Origin of the sequence: Staphylococcus equorum (assembly GCF_001747895.1) — a bacterium.
Taxonomy (GTDB): Bacteria; Bacillota; Bacilli; order Staphylococcales; family Staphylococcaceae; genus Staphylococcus; species Staphylococcus equorum_A.
In genome coordinates, this window is sequence record NZ_LNNB01000029.1 from 120,503 (window position 1) to 139,732 (window position 19,230).

Below are 19,230 nucleotides of genomic sequence, written 5' to 3' on the forward strand. Positions count from 1 at the left end.
ACATGTTTACAATTATATTATTGATTTTAATTGGAGGGTTATCAGCAGTTTTAGGCTCTATTGTGGGCATCGGTGGCGGTATCATTATCGTGCCAACATTGATATATCTTGGGGTAGAGAATAACCTATTAGAAGGTATTACGCCTCAAATCGCTATAGGAACATCTTCCGTTATTTTAATAGTGACGGGTTTAACTTCAACGTTAGGTTATTTAAAAACAAAGCAAGTAGATGTGAAAAACGGATCAATATTTTTATTTGGCTTATTGCCTGGTTCTTTAATTGGAGCACTACTAAGTCGCTATTTAACGTTAGAATCTTTTAATTTATATTTCGGTATATTCTTAATTATTGTAGCCATCTTACTTATTATAAGAAATAAGATTAAACCATTTAAAATATTTGATAAACCCAAATTTGAGCGCAGTTATGTCGATGGTACTGGTAAAAAATATCATTATAGTGTACCACCGCTAGTAGCATTTATTGCGACGCTATTTATTGGTACTTTAACTGGATTATTCGGCATTGGTGGCGGTGCATTAATGACACCATTAATGCTTATTGTATTTAGGTTCCCACCTCATGTGGCAGTCGGTACAAGTATGATGATGATATTTTTCACAAGTATAATGAGTTCAGCAGGACATATTGTACAAGGCCATGTAGCATGGTCGTATGCTATTGTTCTAATTATTGCAAGTTATTTTGGCGCTAAACTAGGCGTGAAAGTGAATCAATCCATAAAATCAGATACAGTAGTCTTTTTATTACGTACATTTATGTTAATTATGGGTATATATTTAATAATAAAATCATTCCTATAAAGTAAGAGGAGGGGAAATATAGATGAAACTAACGATTTATCATACAAATGATATACATAGTCATTTACATGAATATGCACGAATTTCAAAATATTTAGCCGAAGATAGACCGAAACTAAATCATCCCTCACTCTATTTAGATATTGGCGACCATGTTGATTTATCTGCGCCAGTTACTGAGGCAACGATGGGTATAAAAAATGTTGAATTGTTAAATAAGGCACAGTGTGATATTGCCACGATTGGAAATAATGAAGGCATGACAATTTCACATGAAGCTTTAAATACACTTTATGATGATGCGAACTTCGAAGTGACTTGTGCAAATGTTTTTGATGAACAAGGCCAATTACCGAATCATATATCACCATCTTTAATTAAAGTGATAGATGGTGTACGCATTTTATTTATTGCAGCTACTGCACCATTCACGCCTTTTTATAGAGCACTTGATTGGGTAGTAACCAATCCTTTAGAAGCCATTAAAGATGAAATTAGTGCTAATGAAGGTGAGTATGATTTATTAATTATTATGAGTCATGTTGGTATTTTCTTCGATGAAAAGTTATGCCAAGAAATTCCTGAAATTGATCTTATTTTAGGTAGTCATACCCATCATTATTTTGAAAATGGTGAAATGAATAATGGTGTATTAATGGCAGCTGCAGGCAAATACGGTAATTTTTTAGGTGAAGTTACCCTTGAAATTGAAAACAAACAAGTCGTTAAAAAAGAAGCTACGATATATCCAGTCGAAACTTTGCCTGAAGTTGAAACAAATTTTGAAGCGGAAGGCAAGGCGCTTTTAAGTGATCCTATTATCGATCGACAAATAGAGCTACCACGTAGAACAGATGTTATTACACAAACATCGCATATGCTAGCTGAAAGTATATTTGAATTTACGAATGCTGACTGTACGATTATCAATGCTGGATTAATCGTTAAAGGTGTCATTGCTGATCAAGTCACTGAATATGATATTCATCAGATGCTACCTCATCCAATTAATGCAGTACGAGTTAAATTAAGTGGTCAAGAATTGAAAAACGTTATAATAAAAAGCCAAAAACAAGAGTATATTCATGAGCATGCACAAGGATTAGGCTTTAGAGGTAATATATTTGGTGGATATATATTATATAATTTAGGTTTTATTGAGTCTGAATCACGTTACTTTATTAACGGCGAAGAAATCGATGATGAAGCGACTTACATTCTAGGAACAATTGATATGTACACATTCGGCCGTTATTTCCCAATGTTAAAAGATGAGGCTATAGATTACTTAATGCCTGAATTTTTAAGAGATATCTTCAAGGAAAAATTACTAGAATTTTAAAAACTAACAATATACGTTTAAATTTATTGAAAATTTCGTTATAATGATTACAGATTTCAAACTCAGGAGGATTGTGCGGATATGGCTACTAAAAACGAAGAAATTTTACGTAAACCAGATTGGCTGAAAATAAAGCTAAACACTAATGAGAACTACACTGGACTGAAGAAAATGATGCGCGAAAAGAATTTGCATACAGTTTGTGAAGAGGCAAAGTGTCCCAATATACATGAATGTTGGGGAGAACGTCGTACTGCTACATTTATGATTTTAGGTGCAGTATGTACACGTGCTTGTCGTTTCTGTGCAGTTAAGACAGGATTACCTAACGAGTTAGATTTAGATGAGCCAGAACGCGTGGCTGAATCTGTTGAATTAATGAACTTAAAACATGTTGTTATAACAGCAGTAGCACGCGATGATTTAAGAGACGCTGGTTCAAATGTTTATGCTGAGACGGTACGTAAGGTACGTGAACGTAATCCGTTTACTTCAATAGAAATCTTGCCATCAGATATGGGTGGAGATTTTGAAGCATTAGAAACCTTAATGGATTCAAAACCAGATATTTTAAACCACAATATTGAGACAGTCCGCCGATTAACGCCGACAGTTCGTGCAAGAGCAACGTATGATCGTACGTTAGAGTTCTTAAGACGCTCAAAAGAGTTACAACCCGATATTCCGACTAAATCAAGTTTAATGGTAGGTTTAGGTGAAACACATGAAGAAATCTATGAAACAATGGATGACTTACGAGCAAATGATGTAGATATCTTAACAATAGGTCAATATTTGCAACCTTCACGTAAACATTTAAAAGTTGAAAAATACTATACACCATTAGAATTTGGTAAATTAAGAAAAATTGCGATGGATAAAGGTTTTAAACATTGCCAAGCTGGACCGCTTGTAAGAAGTTCATACCATGCAGATGAGCAAGTGAATGCAGCAGCAAAAGAAAGACATCGTATTGGTGAAGAAAAATTGGGTACTGATACAAAGATTTAATAGCGAAAAAGACTTAGTTCATTTGTTAAGTGTGCTTATTTTAGCTTCACTTTATGGACTAAGTCTTTATTAGAAATATAAAGTATATATACATCGCATGAGACTAACTATAGCAGTTTGGTGTTCATTGAATGCATGGATAGTATACTTAGATTAGGTGAATGAAATGATAAAAGTGAATGAACACTACTTTGAAATCATAGAAGAGTATAGAGAATGTTTTGACGAGGAAACATTCGCAAATCGTTATTCTGACATATTAGATAAGTATGATTATATTGTAGGTGACTTTGGTTACGAACAATTAAGATTAAAAGGTTTTTATACTGATAAAAACAAAAAGGCAGAGTTGAGCAAACGTTTTTCGACAATACAGGATTATTTATTAGAATACTGTAATTTTGGTTGCCCATATTTTATCTTGAGACGTATTCCGGAACAAGAACTCAAAGCATATGTAGATGAAACTGAAGAGGCTGATCCTGATTTTGAAGAAAATAAATTGCAAGATGTAAAGATTAAGCCAAGTATTCAAGATACAGAAAAATAAATATTGATTAATAAAACGGGAGCAGAACCTAAATCTCCCATTTTAAAAAGAACTCATCCGTTAAAATTTACGGATGAGTTCTTTTGATATATTAAAATATGTTGATTGTACATGTTCAGGAATATGGATTGGATCTGTAGTTGTTGCTCGCGTTGTTTCCTCAGGCCTTTCATATGAAAAAGGGATATAAAAGAACGATGAACTTTTCCAACAGTTAATAACTATTGAATGACTTCATTTAAATATTCGGTGATTTCATTTCCTTCATCTTCATTAACACCAAGTATGTACGAGATGTAACCTTCTTCTTCTAAATCATCTGTGCCGATAATCCCAAATTTATTTGTTTGCATATTTAATACGATAGTTTTACCAAAATGGCGATTGGTTTGGACTAACATCAAATCGTAACGACTATGTTCGCCTACAAAACCGACAAATTGGACTTGAGCTGATTCGTCGTCGTCATATAGATACATATCAATCATTTTATTACACTCCTCGTAGCGTGTGACTTATAATATAATGCAATAGTTAATTTATTTTCTATGGTTAAAAAGTCTTAATTCACAGTATAACGATAAATGAATTCGACTGCAAAGGTATGGTATGATTAGAGTGATAGGGGTGACGATGATGTATTTTGTTAATAAAGAAAAATTGAATACAAAGTTAAATTATTTACAACAATTAATTACAGATTATCCTCAAAATAAAGATAATCACTATGCGTTTGAACGTATTGCACAAATGTTTATAGAGTCAGCTGTAGATATTGGAAATATGGTAATTGATGGCTTTATATTAAGAGACCCAGGTAACTATAAAGATGTTATCGATATTTTAGAATTAGAAAAAGTGATTTCTAAAGACACACAAGTTCACATCAATGAAACGGTCGATGTAAGAAAGCAATTCGTCCACTATTATGATGAACTTGATACGGCCAGTCTTATACCACTTTTTGATGAGACGGTGTCTTATTATCAACAATTTATTGAAGAAGTCATACGTTTTCTAAAAAGTGAAGATGTGCCAGTTACAGCTTTTGGTAAAAAAGGAGAGTAAGTATTAATGAAAAATTACAAAGCTTATCTTATTGATTTAGATGGCACGATGTATAAAGGTAATGAAACGATTGATGGTGCAACGCAATTTATAGAATATCTAAACCAACAACAAATTCCACACTTATATGTAACGAACAATTCTACGAAAGAACCAGAAGAAGTAGCTTCTAAATTACATACAATGGGTGTAGATGCGAAGGCTGAGGAAGTAGTTACTTCAGCACTTGCAACTGCTGAATACATTTCAGAAGCATCACCAGGTGCTACTGTTTATATGTTAGGTGGTAGCGGCCTTGAAAAAGCACTCACTAGTCATGGATTAATATTGAAAGACGATGAGTTTGTTGATTACGTAGTAATTGGATTAGATGAAGCAGTGACATATGAAAAATTAACCACTGCAACATTAGGCGTACGCAATGGTGCAAAATTTATATCAACGAATCAAGATGTATCGATACCTAAAGAACGAGGTTTTTTACCAGGTAACGGAGCTATTACAAGTGTTGTAACAGTATCTACAGGTGTTCAACCGACATTTATCGGTAAACCTGAACCTATTATTATGAAAAAAGCATTAGAAATTTTAGATTTAGAGCGCTCAGAAGTAGCTATGGTTGGAGATTTATATGATACGGATATTCTTTCAGGGATTAATGTGGACATTGATACGATACATGTACAAACTGGCGTCACAACTAAGGAACAAATCGTGCTAAAAGAAATACCTCCGACTTATACGTTTAAAGATTTGAATGAAGTGATCAAAGAACTCAAAATGTAGGGGTGATTGTATGAATAAAATAGTCGTTAGTAGAAAAATACCTAAGTCATTTATAGAACAATTAGAAACACTTGCGGATGTAGAAGTTTGGAATGAATCTTATACACCAATGCCAAGAGATAAATTTTTGGCCTCTTTAAAGGATGCAACTGCTTGTCTTATAACTTTAAGTGAAAAAATTGACGAAGAAGTTATAGAAGCAGCACCTCATTTGAAAGTGATTGCAAATATGGCAGTTGGTTTTGATAATATAGATGTGCAACTTGTACAAAGTAAAGGGATAGTTGTTACGAATACGCCTGGCGTGTTAACTGAGACAACAGCAGAACTAGGCTTCACTTTGATGTTGACCGTGGCAAGACGCATTGTTGAAGCGGAACAATACGTACAAAAAGGTGAATGGCAAAGTTGGGGACCATATCTTTTGGCAGGTAAAGATTTATATAATGCTAAGGTGGGTATCTACGGCATGGGTGATATCGGTAAAGCCTTTGCGAGACGCTTGAAAGGATTCAATGCAAATATTATGTATCACAATAGATCACGACATAAAGACGCTGAAGAAGCGTTAGGCGCTTTATACGTGCCGTTTGATACATTGCTTGAGCATAGTGATTTTATTATTTGTACAGCACCACTTACTGAAGATACAAGAAATAAATTTGATACTGCTGCATTTAAAAAGATGAAAAATGATGCAATATTCATTAACATTGGACGAGGCGCAGTTGTGGATGAGCAAGCACTTGTCAATGCTTTACAAGATGGAGAAATTGCTGCATGTGGCTTGGATGTCTTACGTCAAGAACCGATTGAAATGACGCATCCATTGTTATCAATGAAAAATGCAGTCATCTTACCACATATTGGTAGTGCATCTGTAGTAACGAGAAATCGTATGATTCAACTCTGCGTTGATAATATACGCTTAGTGTTAAGTCATAAAAATGCTAAAACACCGATTTCATAAAATTAAATTATATGTTTTTCAGAACTGCTAACAAAGTCAATGACTTTGTTAGCAGTTTTTTTGCTCAAATTTGAATTGATTATAAAAATGAGGTAATAAATACTCATATTTAATAAACGATGAACATTCGTAAGTTTAAATACATAAAATAACAGAACATTAATTTTTAATGAGGCTCATTTTGTTATATCAATATTTAATAAAAATTAATTCCTCTCTTTTTATGCGTCATTCAATATAACATTTTTGTTATATATAAATTTGTTTATTCAATTGTCAAACAGTGGTAAAAAATGTATAATATATTAGTAAAATGTTAAAGCAATGTAAATTGCTTAGGTTAATAAAATTTTATTTATTACATAATTTGATTATAGTGTAGTCTGAATTAAAACAGAAGAGGTGAACAATGAGTAAAAAAATAGAACAAGATTTATTATTTCATAAGTTAAAACCCTGGCTCATAACGCTGCTTTATTTTGCTATTTTTATAGCGTTGTATCTCATATATGGTACTGGCGATACTCATAACAACTTTATTTATAATGAATTTTAATAGAGGAGAGAAGCATGAAAGATATTATACATTCACTAATTGAAAATGCCCAAAATCACCCAGATCATAAAGCAATTCAACATAATAATGAAAGTTTGACGTATCGTGAATTAAACCAATATTCAAATATACTCGCTGACATTATTAAAGATTCGAAGCGACCGCTCATTTTATATGGCCACATGTCTCCATTTATGATTGTCGGCATGATAGCAAGTATTAAAGCAGGTTGTGGTTATGTACCGCTTGATACATCTATCCCTAAAGATCGTATTCAGTCCATTATTGAAAAAATAGAAGGTCAATTTATATTCAATACAACTGACAATGATATAAATATAAAGAAAATTGATGTGATAGATCACAGTATGATAATAAGTACATTAAACATGAAACAATTTGATTCTAAAATGGTAGGTGAGGATATTGCTTATACGATATTCACATCTGGCTCAACAGGTGAGCCTAAAGGAGTTCAAATAAGCTACGAAAGTTTAAAAGAATTCACTGAATGGATGGTTGACCTTAATGCATTAGGTTATAAGCAACAATGGTTGAATCAAGCACCATTTTCATTTGATTTATCAGTAATGGCAGTGTATCCATGTATCGCTACCGCAGGCACATTAAATTTAGTAGATAAAACGATGATTAATAAACCTAAACTATTAAATGAAATGCTGGAGCACTCAAACATAAATATATGGGTTTCAACGCCATCCTTTATGGAGATGTGTTTAATGCTACCTAATTTATCTGAGACAACATACACAAGTTTAAAAGAATTTTTCTTTTGTGGTGAAATTTTGACGCATAGAACTGCCGAAATGTTATTACAGCGTTTTCCATCTGCTTATATATACAACACATATGGTCCTACAGAAGCAACTGTAGCTGTTACAAGCATATTGATTACTGAAGCGATAATTAAGCAATATAATCCTTTACCGGTAGGAGTGCCAAGACCAGGTACATCTTTATCACTTACAGATAAAGGCGAGCTTGTTATTTCTGGAAAGTGTGTAAGCGAAGGATACGTCAAAGATGAGGCACGTTCTAATGAAGTTTTTAAAATAAATAATAATAAAAAACATTACTACACTGGTGACAAGGCAGAATTAAGAGATAACCAGTGGTTTATTAATGGTCGCATAGATTTTCAAATTAAATTAAATGGTTACAGAATGGAATTAGAAGAAATAGAATTTCAATTACGCCAAATAGCATGTATCAAGGAAGCTATAGTAGTGCCAATATACAAAGGTAATAAAGTTATACATTTAAATGCGGTAATCGTAGTAAATGAAGCGGACCGTGTTGAAAATGAACAAGAAGCAATTCATGGCATCAAATATGAATTAAAACAGCATATACCAGAATATATGATACCAAGGAAAGTTATATTCCAAGATAAATTGCCTCTAACAGTAAATGGTAAATTAGATCGTAAAAAGATTGCTGAGGATGTAATGTAATGATTCCATATGGCACATTTATGTTTTTTCTCATAGCAATTATAGTATTAATACCGGTCATTATTCTTGGTCTTATGGGTAAAAGAAGTCGTATATATAATGGTGTGAGTACTGCGATAATGATTGTACTTATTTTCTCATCTGAAAAGCACAATTTATTTGGACAGGATTATTTAAGTGTTCAGGTTATAAATTTTGTGCTTTATACGATTTGGCAAGTCGTAATTATTATGTATTATTGGAAATCTAGAGCTAAAAATAATACATTCAACAAATTTTTTATGGTAATCACATTATCTATATTACCGTTAATTATTGTGAAAGTGATGCAAAGTTCTTGGTTTGGAACTGCACAGATGAAACTTCATGAAAATAAAGTTATAGAGTTCATAGGATTTTTAGGTATTTCATATGTAACTTTTAAAAGTGTTCAATTATTGATGGAAATACGTGACGGCTCAATTAAAGAAATAAAAAGTTGGAAAGTCATACAATTTATTTCATTCTTTCCAACCATTTCATCAGGGCCTATTGATCGATATAAACGATTTGTAAAAGATGATAATAAGGTAACTAATAGTGAGCGTTATCGTGAACTATTAGTTAAAGCAATTCATTTTATAATGCTAGGATTTTTGTATAAATATATTATTGCTTACTTAATCCAAATGTATGCAATCAATCCACTTATGTTAGATTTTACGAGCTTTTCTGCAAAATGGTTGTATATGTATGCCTATAGTTTATATTTGTTTTTTGATTTTGCAGGCTATTCGTTGTTTGCAATTGCATTTAGTTATTTGTATGGCATACAAACGCCTCAAAACTTTAAGCAACCTTTTAAAGCTAAAAATATTAAGGATTTTTGGAATAGATGGCATATGTCTTTATCGTTTTGGTTTAGAGATTGTATATATATGAGGGCCTTATTCTTTATGTCAAAGAAAAAATTATTGAAAAGCCAATTTACGATGTCGAATATTGCGTTCTCACTTAACTTTTTAATCATGGGTGTGTGGCATGGTATTGAATTTCATTATATTTTATATGGTTTGTATCATGCGGCACTCTTTATTGGCTACGGTTATTATGAAAAGTGGCGGAAAAACCACCCACCACGATGGCAAAATCAATTTACCACAATGTTAAGTATCGTTATCACATTTCATTTTGTGACATTTGGTTTTCTGATATTTTCTGGAAAACTGTTTTAAAAAATAGGAGGAATTTTCATGGAATTTAGAGAGCAAGTTTTAGATTTATTAGAAGAAGTAGCTGAAAATAGTATTGTTAAAGAGAATCCAGATGTTGAGTTATTTGAAGAAGGTATAATAGACTCATTTCAAACAGTGGGGCTTTTACTAGAAATACAAAACAAATTAGATATTGAGGTTTCAATCATGGATTTTGATAGAGACGAATGGGAAACACCAAATAAAATTGTAGCGGTTTTAGAAGAATTAAGATGAAATTAAAGCCATTTATACCAATTATCGTAAGTCTTATATTGTTTGGGATTTTCTTAGCTATACCAGTGAATTGGTTTACAGGATTGGTCAATTCAAAAACGTTAGAAGCACAACGTATATCATTATCAGATCAAGTGTTAAAAGGAACGTTAATTCAAGATAAAATGTATGAATCTGATGCATATTATCCAATTTACGGTTCGAGTGAACTTGAAAAAGATGATCCTTTTAACCCAGCTATATTAATAAACAATGATAAAAATATTTCTGGCAAACCATTTTTAATTGGAACGGGTGGTTCAACAGATTTAGTTAACGCAGTAGAACTTGGTTCGCAATATGATAATCTTAAAGGTAAAAAAATGGCCTTTATTGTATCACCACAATGGTTTACTAATAATGGTTTAACCTCTGAAAATTTTAAAGCACGTATTTCTAAAGCGCAGTTAAATCAACTGTTTAAACAAAATAATTTAAGCCCTGAACTTAAACAACGATTTGCTAAAAGGTTGTTACAGTTTAAAGATGCTGAAAATAAGTCGTACTTGGAAAAAGTAGCGCAACAACCCACAAATGTTAATGATGCTTATATTTCATCTTTCAAAGATAATCAATTTAAAAAAATTGAATTAATAAAAGCTATGTTTCCGTTAACTTCCTCTCCATTAGCGCAAGTTAAACCTGTAACTCAAGAAGACCAGTCATGGGAAGATATTCAACAGCAAGCAGAAAAATATGGAGAAGCACGAACAAAATCAAATGAGTTTGGTATTAGAGATGAATATTGGGATTTAATTAAAAGCCATAAACGTAAAATAAATAGAGATTATGAGTTCAATATTAACTCGCCTGAGTTTAATGATTTAGCATTGTTAGTAGATACACTAAACGAAGCTGGTGCTGATGTTGAATATATAATCATACCATCTAATGGTAAATGGTATGATTATATTGGTATTGATAAACACAGAAGACAAGGCATCTATAAAAAAATCAACCAAACAATTGTAGAACATGGCGGGGAGGTTTATGATATGTCAGATAAAGATTATGAACCATATGTTGTAAGTGATGCAGTACATATTGGCTGGAAAGGCTGGGTGTATATAAGCGAAAGAATTAATCAACACTTACAAGAATAATTTAGCGATTTATTAACAAGTCTCCGACCGAATTAATAAATCAGTAGATTAGATGTCTAAACTGAGCATGTATTTATATTAAGTTTTTAAAAATTACTTCTCCATTTATGAAATAGTATAGGGAATGCGAATCAGAAATTGATTTCGTATTCCCTATACTATTTTTATGATGCATTTATTAGAGCGTCACGGTGAAAAAAGTCCGTAATATTGTATAATCAGTCAGAAAATTGATATTATGACAAAGCATACATCTATATTAAAGCACTTGTAATTTTAGCAAAACAAAAAAGCTAAACGATGTTATTCGTTTAGCTTGTCTATGCTTTGAAACTATTCGCATTGCAAAAGTGAAATAGTTAATTAAAGTGCTCGAAAGAAACTTGATCTTTAGATGTTATCTATATATGAATATATCAATTAGAATACTTGTTCTACTTCGATTACTCCTGGTACTTCTTCATGCAAAGCACGTTCAATACCTGCTTTTAAAGTGATTGTTGAACTAGGGCATGTACCACAAGCGCCATGTAATTGTAGTTTAACAATACCATCTTCTACATCAACGAGTGAACAGTCACCGCCATCACGTAGTAAGAAGGGACGCAGTTTTTCAATTACTTCTGCTACTTGATCAAACATTGTTACGTTTTCAGTTGGCATGGAAATGCCTCCTTTCAAGTGAGTTATTTCATATTCTACTTATCTTTTTATTATAATAGAAATGTAAGGAAAAATCTATCAATCGATACAAAAGGGGAATGTTAAAATGAATAAAGCTAGTGTAATCGTTTATGGTGCAGATATTGTTTGTGCAAGTTGTGTTAATGCACCAACAGCACGCAATACTTATGATTGGTTACAACCATTGTTAAAAAGGAAGTATCCAGATATTCAGTTTGAATTCACATATATTGATATTGAAAAAGATACTGAGAACTTAACAGATCATGATCAACAGTACATTGAACGCATTCAAGAAGATGAATTATTCTATCCATTAGTTACTATAAATGAAGCATATGTATCAGATGGTTATGTTCAATTAAAAGATATCACGAAATTTATGGATTCGCATTAATCATTTACTGTTTAGTCTTTCATTTAATATTACGTTTTTAAAAAATATAAAGCGCTTGAGACATTTAATTATAATGTCTTAAGCGCTTTATTGTCCAAATTTGTTTCTCTTAATAGTATAAATTGAGGAAAGAGGGCTATTTAACCGTTATGGTATTTATATAACCATAGTACGCCTGATTTTAAAATAGAAGCTAAGCGGCCGGTAACAGTTCGATCCATTATATAAGCAAAACCTTTTTTATCTCCAAGTGAGCCAAGGAAACCTTGAACTTTAATTTCAGGCATTTTTTCTGGAAGTGCTTTGCCTTGCCATTGTAATTTCATAACATCTGCAATTTGATCACCCTGTGCTTCAGCGAGCTGTGCACTTGGTGCATGTGGTAATTCTGCACAGTCACCTACCACATAGACGTTTTTATAGGTAGGCACTTGGTGATATTGATTTAAAATAACACGGCCACCTTTACTAATGTCTATTGGAAGGTTTCTTACTACTTCAACAGGTTGAATACCTGCTGTCCATACGATTAAATCTAATTCTTCAGGTACATCATTATTATAGATACGACCTGGTTCCACTCGGTTAATATCAGAGTTTGGTACTACAGTTACATCATTTTTCTTAAACCAATTTTCAATATATTGACTTAACTTTTCAGGAAAACGACGTAGAATACGTTCGCCTCTGTCATAGAGGTAGATTTTTAAATCTTCACGACTTTCACGTAATTCACTTGCTAATTCGATACCACTTAATCCAGCACCAACGATACCTACTTTGGCACCATTTGGTAATTCACTTAAATGGTGGAATGTCTCACGAGATTTAGATAGCGTTTGAATACTATGTGTATATTCTTCAGCACCTGGAACATTGTGATACTTATCTTCACAGCCTAAACCAATTACTAATTCATCATAATCTACTTTCGTATTGCCAACGGAAATAATTTGATCTTCTAAATCAATATCATTAATTTCGCCAAAAACATTGTTGATGCGATCAGAATCAGGAAAATTCATACGAACATCCTTATCAGATTTAGTACCAGCAGCCAACTCATAAAACTCTGGCTTTAAACAGTGGTAAGGCATACGGTCAATTAATGTGACCGAATAATTTTCAGGAAGTGCAGATGGTAAAATATGTGACATAATACGCATATTTCCATAACCGCCACCTAATAATACTAAGTTTTTCATTTGTGATACCCCTCTAGTAAAAATTGTATTGAGCAATAAGATAAAATGAGATGTATTTTATCTTAAACTCGTCAATGTAAGTTATTAAATATAATGTGGTTAAATCATATTTCGTCTTTCATCGATATACCAATTTTCTATAATCTGCTTACTTAGATACATTATAAGCCTTTTTGAATACTTCTACAAATAAAGTAGATACTTTATTATTTGTAATTACATTTAATTTGAAACAGAATTTATTATTTCATCAACTTAAGTAATAATGGCTTGTTTTGACGTGATCTATTTGATAAATAAATATGTTTAACAGAGTTATTATATATCTATAATCAACTACTTATTCTGTTCGATAAGTCAGTTTAAAAATGTAGATATTATAAGCTAGTATGTAGTCAACTATGTCCAGTATTTGTTATAATTGTTTAACTGATAATTTATGAGAGGGTGTATTATGAATCCAATAATTGAGTTCTGCATTTCGAATTTAGCGAAAGGCGGGGACTACGTATATAATCAACTTGAAAATGACCCTGAAGTAGACGTATTAGAATATGGATGTCTACAAAATTGTGGACTATGTTCAAGTGGGTTGTACGCACTAGTGAATGGTGATATCGTTGAAGGTGAATCGCCAGATGACTTATTACAAAAAATTTACGCACATATAGAAGAAACATGGATTTTTTAGGAGGTAATTATAATGGCAGTAGTTGAAATAACTGAAGCAGCAGCATATGAAGTAAAAGACATGTTACAACAAAATGATATGGCAGATGGTTATTTAAAAATTAAAATAAATGGTGGCGGTTGTACAGGCCTTACTTATGGCATGTCAGCTGAAGCAGAGCCAGGTGACAACGATGAAGTCTTGGAAGTCCACGGTTTGAAAATACTTGTAGAAAAATATGACAAACCTGTATTAGATGGTACTAGAATTGATTTCAAACAGTCACTTATGGGCGGCGGTTTCCAAATTGATAATCCAAACGCAGTTGCATCTTGCGGTTGTGGTAGTTCATTTAGAACAGCCAAAGTTGCTGGTTCTCCAGAAGATTGTTAATTTGATTTTTAAAATTTAAAGGCTATAGTTCGCATAATATCCAAGGTGAACTATAGCCTTTTATAAGTTTATGTGAAATAATAAACAATATGGGCATTAGCGCTTGAAAATAAGCTATAAAAACTATAAAATTAGTATTGGGTAAAAAATGTCTTTTTTGTGAATTACTAATTAAAATATAGGGTATAGCAAAAGACTATGGCAACAAAAAAATTATGAAAGCTTAGGTGAATGAAATGGCTCAAGATCGTAAAAAAGTATTAGTTTTAGGTGCGGGTTATGCAGGTTTACAAACTATTACAAAATTACAAAAGCAAATTTCAGCAGATGAAGCTGAAGTTACATTAATTAATAAAAATGATTACCATTATGAAGCTACTTGGTTACATGAAGCTTCAGCAGGTACGATTAGCTATGAAGATTTACTATATCCGGTTGAAAGTGTAGTAAACAAAGACAAAGTTAACTTTGTTAAAGCAGAAGTTACAAAAATCGACCGCAATGCTAAAAAAGTAGAAACTGACGCTGGTATCTTTGATTACGATATCTTAGTTGTATCATTAGGTTTCGAAACTGAAACATTTGGTATCAAAGGCATGAAAGACCATGCTTTCCAAATTGAAAACGTTTTAACTGCTCGTAAATTATCTCGTCATATCGAAGACAAATTTGCTAACTATGCATCTTCTAAACAAAAAGATGACAAAGATTTAGCTATTATTGTTGGTGGCGCAGGATTTACTGGTGTGGAATTCTTAGGTGAATTAACTGACCGCATCCCTGAATTATGTAATAAATATGGTGTAGAACAAAGCAAAGTTAAAATAACTTGTGTCGAAGCTGCTCCAAAAATGTTACCAATGTTCTCTGATGAATTAGTTAACCATGCTGTAAGTTACTTAGAAGATAGAGGCGTAGAATTCAAAATTGGTACTCCAATCGTTGCAGCTAACGAAAAAGGTTTCGTAGTAAAAGTTAACGATGAAGAGCAACAATTAGAAGCTAATACAGTTGTATGGGCTGCTGGTGTTCGTGGTAGCAAATTAATGGAAGAATCATTTGAAGGTGTTAAACGTGGACGCATCGTTACTAAACAAGATTTAACTATAGAAGGTTATGACGATGTCTTTGCAATTGGTGATGTTTCTGCATTTATCCCAGCTGGTGAAGAACGTCCATTACCAACAACGGCACAAATTGCTATGCAACAAGGTGAACAAACTGCTAAAAATGTTAAAAATATTTTAGAAGGTCAACCAACTCAAGAATTTGAATATGTTGATCGTGGTACTGTATGTTCATTAGGTTCTAATGATGGTGTAGGCGTTGTTTACGGTAAAGATATCCAAGGTAAAAAAGCTGCATTCATGAAAAAAGTTATCGATACACGTGCAGTATACAAACTTGGCGGTGTCGGCTTAGCATTTAAAAAAGGTAAATTTTAATATATCAATTAAATAATACAGGCGCATGCACTATGTGATTCTGTACTTAAAAAGACCTGTCTAGTATATAGATAGGTCTTTTTATTAAATAAAAAAGCATTAAGCCATATAAACCGTAGTATCATTTTTAATAAAATAATTGTTAGACAATGACACATTAAAAATTTAATTTAAAAAGAGGGATGCGCAATGGAAGTAACAATGCAAAGCAATACTAATATTAACAATAAAACTTTAGTAGTTGGTGTGCCGGAACACTTGAATCAAATTAGCGAGTTAACTGTAGAAGATGAAAATATAATTGAAAAATTAGAAGAACTAAAACGTAATCAAATTATTAATACAAATGTTGGGACAATTTCTAGTACACTGTTTTCATTAAATGGTAAAAAATTAAAACTCATCACAGTTGGTTTAGGCAATTTAAAAACAACGAACTATAGTGATTTTTTAAAAGTATTTGGTAACTTATTCCAATATTTAAAAAAAGACAGAATTACTCAGGCTTCGCTCTTATTTGATACGTTTGGCTCTCAGGTAATCACGATAGATACGGTTGCAGAAATTTTAGGACAGCAAAGTGAACAAGCTACGTACCAATTTGATGGTTATAAAACGAATAAAATGCCGCCTTATCAACTTGATTTAGATATACATACAGAAAGTTCAACAGTGCACACATTTGTTAAGCAAGGATTAATTATTGGTTCATCGATTAATTTAGCGCGTGATTATAGTAATATACCGCCTAATATATTAACACCAGGTTATTATGCTGAATGCATTCAAAACCACTTTAAAGATACAGACGTTGCTGTCGATATTAAAGATAGCGATACGGTACAACGTGAAGGATTTGGATTGATACATGCAGTTGGTAAGGGTTCAAAGCATGGTCCTAGAGTTATTACACTTACATATAATGGAGGCAATGCGGATGCTGAGCCTATCGCACTTGTAGGTAAAGGTATCACTTACGATTCTGGTGGCTATTCTATTAAACCTAAAGTAGGTATGCAAACAATGAAGTATGATATGTGTGGTTCTGCGAATGTGATCGCAATGATTGAAGCGGCACGTCAATTAGAACTTAAAGTAAATATTGTAGGGGTTATTGCAGCCGCTGAAAATATGGTAAATGAAATAGCTATGAAACCTGACGATGTTTATACAGCGTTAAGCGGTGAATCTGTTGAAGTATTAAATACGGATGCTGAAGGACGCTTAGTATTAGGAGATGCAGTATTTTATGCAAATCAATTTCAACCACAAGTCATTCTTGATTTTGCAACTTTAACTGGCGCAGCTGTAGCCGCACTTGGTGAAGATAAAGCTGCAGTTTTTAAACATAATGCAGAACAACAACTTGAGGCTATATTGGCTAAAGCACAATTAGTAGACGAATATGTTTTTGAATTACCAATGACTGCTACAGAACAAAGTTTAATCCGTAAAAGTGAAGTCGCAGATTTAGTTAATCATACGAATGGTCATGGAAAAGCTTTGTTTGCTGCTACATTTATTAATCATTTCGCAGGTGAGACACCTCATTTACATTTTGACATTGCAGGGCCTGCAACAACTCATAGCAACACACATAAAGGACCAAAAGGACCGACAGGCTATTTAATACCAACCATTGTTCAATGGTTGCGTACATTAAAGTAATTTAAATATTTTTGTTATTATTAAAATGGAAAACTCATAAATCATTTTATAGAGTTTTCCATTTTTTTATTTATAATATGAAAAGAACATTCAACAATCATTTGACGGCAGGTGATGAATGATTAATGTGTTGAAAAATATGAGAACGCTTTGGGTAAATGTCATTGACAATTGAAGTAGATATTGATATTATAAATCTCGTAATGCTTTAGTTCGATAACGTGGTAAAGGAGTTATGCTTTGTGATGAATGCAGTAGTTATAGCAGTCTTGCTGATGATTGTCTTATGTTTATGTAGATTAAACGTAGTGATAAGTTTATTTGTAAGTGCGCTCGTAGGTGGCTTAATTTCAGGAATGAATATCACTGAAATTGTGTCCGTATTTGGTAAAAATATAGTGGATGGTGCTGAAGTAGCACTTAGTTATGCTTTGTTAGGTGGTTTTGCAGCACTTATTTCTTATAGTGGCATCACCGATTATTTAGTGAATAAAATTATAGATGCTATCCATGCTGAAAATAGTAAAATGTCACGAATAAAAGTGAAAATTATTATTATTGTTGCATTATTAGCGATAAGTATAATGAGTCAGAACTTAATTCCTGTACATATTGCATTTATTCCAATTGTTATACCACCACTCATTAGTTTGTTTAATGAACTTAATATCGATAGAAGACAAATAGCGATTATTATAGGCTTTGGTTTATGTTTTCCTTATGTACTTATGCCATTTGGTTTCGGTCAAATTTTCCATCAAATTATTCAAAGTGGTTTTTCAAAAGCAGGCCACCCAATTGAAATGGGTATGATATGGAAATCAATGCTCATCCCGTCGCTAGGGTATATTGTCGGCTTGATTGCAGGTATATACTATTATAGAAAACCAAGAAAATATATTCAGCGTGATGAAGTAAAAGATACAACTCAAACTGAAATTAAACCTTATATACTTATAGTTACAGTAGTTTCAATCATTGCAACATTCCTCGTACAATTGTTTACAGATTCAATGATCTTTGGTGCATTAGCAGGTGTCCTAGTATTCTTTATTTCTAGAGCATATAAATGGACTGAATTAGATAAAAAATTTGTAGATGGTATACAAATTATGTCCTTTATCGGTGTCGTTATTTTATCTGCAAATGGTTTTGCGGGTGTGATGAATGAAACAGGAGATATTGCTAAATTAGTGAACGGTATTAGTGGTGTGATAGGAGATAACAAACTTATAAGTATTATCGTAATGTATTTGATTGGATTAGTTGTCACGTTAGGCATTGGTTCATCATTTGCTACGATACCTATTATAGCTACATTATTTGTTCCTTTAGGTGAATCATTAGGATTAAGCACGATGGCGCTTATAGCTTTAATTGGTACAGCAAGTGCATTAGGTGATTCTGGTTCGCCAGCAAGTGATTCAACACTAGGCCCAACTGCAGGTTTAGACGTTGATGGTCAGCATGATCATATTAGAGATACGTGTATTCCTAACTTTATGTTTTACAATATACCATTAATTATTTTCGGTACAATTGCTGCTATGGTACTATAAAGCTATTAAGTGA

General features: G+C 32.6%; 21 protein-coding genes. 18 read left to right on the forward strand and 3 right to left on the reverse strand.

Translation table 11 applies throughout. From position 1 onward, the window contains the following. The first annotated feature begins 2 nt into the window (after positions 1 to 2). The 4 genes from AST02_RS12020 to AST02_RS12035 all read left to right on the forward strand — a co-directional run bounded on the left by AST02_RS12020 (position 3) and on the right by AST02_RS12035 (position 3,730). Positions 3 to 827 (forward strand): sulfite exporter TauE/SafE family protein, encoded by an 825-nt coding sequence (locus tag AST02_RS12020; RefSeq protein WP_069817977.1) that lies wholly within the window; start codon positions 3 to 5, stop codon positions 825 to 827. Between the two features lie 22 nt (positions 828 to 849). Continuing rightward, the gene (locus AST02_RS12025) at positions 850 to 2,169 is read left to right on the forward strand and encodes a bifunctional metallophosphatase/5'-nucleotidase (RefSeq protein WP_069817978.1); all 1,320 of its coding nucleotides are present in this window, start codon (positions 850 to 852) and stop codon (positions 2,167 to 2,169) included. An 81-nt stretch (positions 2,170 to 2,250) separates the two neighbouring features. Next, a complete protein-coding gene (lipA, locus tag AST02_RS12030) occupies positions 2,251 to 3,180 on the forward strand; it encodes a lipoyl synthase (RefSeq protein WP_069817979.1) in 930 nt (309 codons plus the stop codon). Positions 3,181 to 3,346: 166 nt separating this feature from the next. Next, the gene (locus tag AST02_RS12035; protein ID WP_069817980.1) at positions 3,347 to 3,730 is read left to right on the forward strand and encodes a YutD family protein; all 384 of its coding nucleotides are present in this window, start codon (positions 3,347 to 3,349) and stop codon (positions 3,728 to 3,730) included. A gap of 221 nt (positions 3,731 to 3,951) precedes the next feature. Here the strand turns inward: AST02_RS12035 and AST02_RS12040 are convergent, their stop codons facing one another. Further along, positions 3,952 to 4,218: a DUF3055 domain-containing protein gene (locus AST02_RS12040; protein WP_002508165.1), complete on the reverse strand. Its 267-nt coding sequence runs from the start codon at positions 4,216 to 4,218 to the stop codon at positions 3,952 to 3,954. 148 nt (positions 4,219 to 4,366) lie between these two features. Here AST02_RS12040 and AST02_RS12045 point away from each other — a divergent pair, with 148 nt between their 5' ends. The 8 genes from AST02_RS12045 to dltD all read left to right on the forward strand — a co-directional run bounded on the left by AST02_RS12045 (position 4,367) and on the right by dltD (position 11,196). Beyond that, positions 4,367 to 4,798 carry a DUF86 domain-containing protein gene (locus AST02_RS12045; RefSeq protein ID WP_069817981.1) on the forward strand — a complete coding sequence of 144 codons (432 nt, stop codon included), beginning with the start codon at positions 4,367 to 4,369 and terminating at the stop codon, positions 4,796 to 4,798. Positions 4,799 to 4,804: 6 nt separating this feature from the next. Next, a complete protein-coding gene (locus tag AST02_RS12050) occupies positions 4,805 to 5,584 on the forward strand; it encodes a TIGR01457 family HAD-type hydrolase (protein ID WP_069817982.1) in 780 nt (259 codons plus the stop codon). A 10-nt stretch (positions 5,585 to 5,594) separates the two neighbouring features. After that, on the forward strand, positions 5,595 to 6,554 hold the full coding sequence (locus tag AST02_RS12055; protein WP_069817983.1) for a 2-hydroxyacid dehydrogenase: 960 nt from the start codon (positions 5,595 to 5,597) through the stop codon (positions 6,552 to 6,554). 409 nt (positions 6,555 to 6,963) lie between these two features. Continuing rightward, on the forward strand, positions 6,964 to 7,110 hold the full coding sequence (locus tag AST02_RS12060; protein ID WP_069817984.1) for a teichoic acid D-Ala incorporation-associated protein DltX: 147 nt from the start codon (positions 6,964 to 6,966) through the stop codon (positions 7,108 to 7,110). 14 nt (positions 7,111 to 7,124) lie between these two features. Beyond that, on the forward strand, positions 7,125 to 8,585 hold the full coding sequence (gene dltA / locus AST02_RS12065; protein WP_069817985.1) for a D-alanine--poly(phosphoribitol) ligase subunit DltA: 1,461 nt from the start codon (positions 7,125 to 7,127) through the stop codon (positions 8,583 to 8,585). Beyond that, positions 8,585 to 9,799 (forward strand): D-alanyl-lipoteichoic acid biosynthesis protein DltB, encoded by a 1,215-nt coding sequence (dltB, locus tag AST02_RS12070; protein WP_069817986.1) that lies wholly within the window; start codon positions 8,585 to 8,587, stop codon positions 9,797 to 9,799. The genes dltA and dltB overlap by 1 nt, the downstream gene beginning before the upstream one ends. An 18-nt stretch (positions 9,800 to 9,817) precedes the next feature. Further along, positions 9,818 to 10,054: a D-alanine--poly(phosphoribitol) ligase subunit 2 gene (dltC, locus tag AST02_RS12075; protein WP_057512747.1), complete on the forward strand. Its 237-nt coding sequence runs from the start codon at positions 9,818 to 9,820 to the stop codon at positions 10,052 to 10,054. Beyond that, complete coding sequence (dltD, locus tag AST02_RS12080; RefSeq protein ID WP_069817987.1) at positions 10,051 to 11,196, forward strand: D-alanyl-lipoteichoic acid biosynthesis protein DltD; 1,146 nt, start codon at positions 10,051 to 10,053, stop codon at positions 11,194 to 11,196. The genes dltC and dltD overlap by 4 nt, the downstream gene beginning before the upstream one ends. A 420-nt stretch (positions 11,197 to 11,616) precedes the next feature. Here dltD and AST02_RS12085 read toward each other — a convergent pair whose 3' ends face one another. Further along, the gene (locus tag AST02_RS12085; protein ID WP_002483816.1) at positions 11,617 to 11,859 is read right to left on the reverse strand and encodes a NifU family protein; all 243 of its coding nucleotides are present in this window, start codon (positions 11,857 to 11,859) and stop codon (positions 11,617 to 11,619) included. 106 nt (positions 11,860 to 11,965) lie between these two features. On the opposite strand from AST02_RS12085, the gene AST02_RS12090 reads away from it, so the two are divergent. Further along, entirely contained in the window at positions 11,966 to 12,277 is a 312-nt protein-coding gene (locus AST02_RS12090; RefSeq protein WP_069817988.1) for a YuzD family protein, read from the forward strand. Positions 12,278 to 12,417: 140 nt separating this feature from the next. Here the strand turns inward: AST02_RS12090 and AST02_RS12095 are convergent, their stop codons facing one another. Beyond that, complete coding sequence (locus AST02_RS12095; protein WP_069817989.1) at positions 12,418 to 13,482, reverse strand: NAD(P)/FAD-dependent oxidoreductase; 1,065 nt, start codon at positions 13,480 to 13,482, stop codon at positions 12,418 to 12,420. A gap of 454 nt (positions 13,483 to 13,936) precedes the next feature. On the opposite strand from AST02_RS12095, the gene AST02_RS12100 reads away from it, so the two are divergent. The 5 genes from AST02_RS12100 to AST02_RS12120 all read left to right on the forward strand — a co-directional run bounded on the left by AST02_RS12100 (position 13,937) and on the right by AST02_RS12120 (position 19,217). Continuing rightward, positions 13,937 to 14,173 carry a YuzB family protein gene (locus tag AST02_RS12100; RefSeq protein WP_002512218.1) on the forward strand — a complete coding sequence of 79 codons (237 nt, stop codon included), beginning with the start codon at positions 13,937 to 13,939 and terminating at the stop codon, positions 14,171 to 14,173. 12 nt (positions 14,174 to 14,185) lie between these two features. Next, positions 14,186 to 14,545 carry a HesB/IscA family protein gene (locus AST02_RS12105; RefSeq protein WP_069817990.1) on the forward strand — a complete coding sequence of 120 codons (360 nt, stop codon included), beginning with the start codon at positions 14,186 to 14,188 and terminating at the stop codon, positions 14,543 to 14,545. Between the two features lie 236 nt (positions 14,546 to 14,781). Next, the gene (locus AST02_RS12110) at positions 14,782 to 15,990 is read left to right on the forward strand and encodes an NAD(P)/FAD-dependent oxidoreductase (RefSeq protein WP_069817991.1); all 1,209 of its coding nucleotides are present in this window, start codon (positions 14,782 to 14,784) and stop codon (positions 15,988 to 15,990) included. A 189-nt stretch (positions 15,991 to 16,179) separates the two neighbouring features. Continuing rightward, the gene (locus tag AST02_RS12115; protein ID WP_069817992.1) at positions 16,180 to 17,658 is read left to right on the forward strand and encodes a M17 family metallopeptidase; all 1,479 of its coding nucleotides are present in this window, start codon (positions 16,180 to 16,182) and stop codon (positions 17,656 to 17,658) included. A gap of 242 nt (positions 17,659 to 17,900) precedes the next feature. Continuing rightward, positions 17,901 to 19,217, forward strand: coding sequence for a Na+/H+ antiporter family protein (locus AST02_RS12120; protein WP_069817993.1), 1,317 nt, complete (start codon positions 17,901 to 17,903; stop codon positions 19,215 to 19,217). Positions 19,218 to 19,230 lie beyond the last annotated feature (13 nt).

What these genes read in the sequence shown, in the direction of transcription:
- AST02_RS12020 (WP_069817977.1), top strand. Translation starts at nt 3, where the DNA reads ATGTTTACAATTATATTATTGATTTTAATTGGAGGGTTATCAGCAGTT.
- AST02_RS12025 (WP_069817978.1), top strand. Translation starts at nt 850, where the DNA reads ATGAAACTAACGATTTATCATACAAATGATATACATAGTCATTTACAT.
- lipA (WP_069817979.1), top strand. Translation starts at nt 2,251, where the DNA reads ATGGCTACTAAAAACGAAGAAATTTTACGTAAACCAGATTGGCTGAAA.
- AST02_RS12035 (WP_069817980.1), top strand. Translation starts at nt 3,347, where the DNA reads ATGATAAAAGTGAATGAACACTACTTTGAAATCATAGAAGAGTATAGA.
- AST02_RS12040 (WP_002508165.1), bottom strand. Translation starts at nt 4,218, where the DNA reads ATGATTGATATGTATCTATATGACGACGACGAATCAGCTCAAGTCCAA.
- AST02_RS12045 (WP_069817981.1), top strand. Translation starts at nt 4,367, where the DNA reads ATGTATTTTGTTAATAAAGAAAAATTGAATACAAAGTTAAATTATTTA.
- AST02_RS12050 (WP_069817982.1), top strand. Translation starts at nt 4,805, where the DNA reads ATGAAAAATTACAAAGCTTATCTTATTGATTTAGATGGCACGATGTAT.
- AST02_RS12055 (WP_069817983.1), top strand. Translation starts at nt 5,595, where the DNA reads ATGAATAAAATAGTCGTTAGTAGAAAAATACCTAAGTCATTTATAGAA.
- AST02_RS12060 (WP_069817984.1), top strand. Translation starts at nt 6,964, where the DNA reads ATGAGTAAAAAAATAGAACAAGATTTATTATTTCATAAGTTAAAACCC.
- dltA (WP_069817985.1), top strand. Translation starts at nt 7,125, where the DNA reads ATGAAAGATATTATACATTCACTAATTGAAAATGCCCAAAATCACCCA.
- dltB (WP_069817986.1), top strand. Translation starts at nt 8,585, where the DNA reads ATGATTCCATATGGCACATTTATGTTTTTTCTCATAGCAATTATAGTA.
- dltC (WP_057512747.1), top strand. Translation starts at nt 9,818, where the DNA reads ATGGAATTTAGAGAGCAAGTTTTAGATTTATTAGAAGAAGTAGCTGAA.
- dltD (WP_069817987.1), top strand. Translation starts at nt 10,051, where the DNA reads ATGAAATTAAAGCCATTTATACCAATTATCGTAAGTCTTATATTGTTT.
- AST02_RS12085 (WP_002483816.1), bottom strand. Translation starts at nt 11,859, where the DNA reads ATGCCAACTGAAAACGTAACAATGTTTGATCAAGTAGCAGAAGTAATT.
- AST02_RS12090 (WP_069817988.1), top strand. Translation starts at nt 11,966, where the DNA reads ATGAATAAAGCTAGTGTAATCGTTTATGGTGCAGATATTGTTTGTGCA.
- AST02_RS12095 (WP_069817989.1), bottom strand. Translation starts at nt 13,482, where the DNA reads ATGAAAAACTTAGTATTATTAGGTGGCGGTTATGGAAATATGCGTATT.
- AST02_RS12100 (WP_002512218.1), top strand. Translation starts at nt 13,937, where the DNA reads ATGAATCCAATAATTGAGTTCTGCATTTCGAATTTAGCGAAAGGCGGG.
- AST02_RS12105 (WP_069817990.1), top strand. Translation starts at nt 14,186, where the DNA reads ATGGCAGTAGTTGAAATAACTGAAGCAGCAGCATATGAAGTAAAAGAC.
- AST02_RS12110 (WP_069817991.1), top strand. Translation starts at nt 14,782, where the DNA reads ATGGCTCAAGATCGTAAAAAAGTATTAGTTTTAGGTGCGGGTTATGCA.
- AST02_RS12115 (WP_069817992.1), top strand. Translation starts at nt 16,180, where the DNA reads ATGGAAGTAACAATGCAAAGCAATACTAATATTAACAATAAAACTTTA.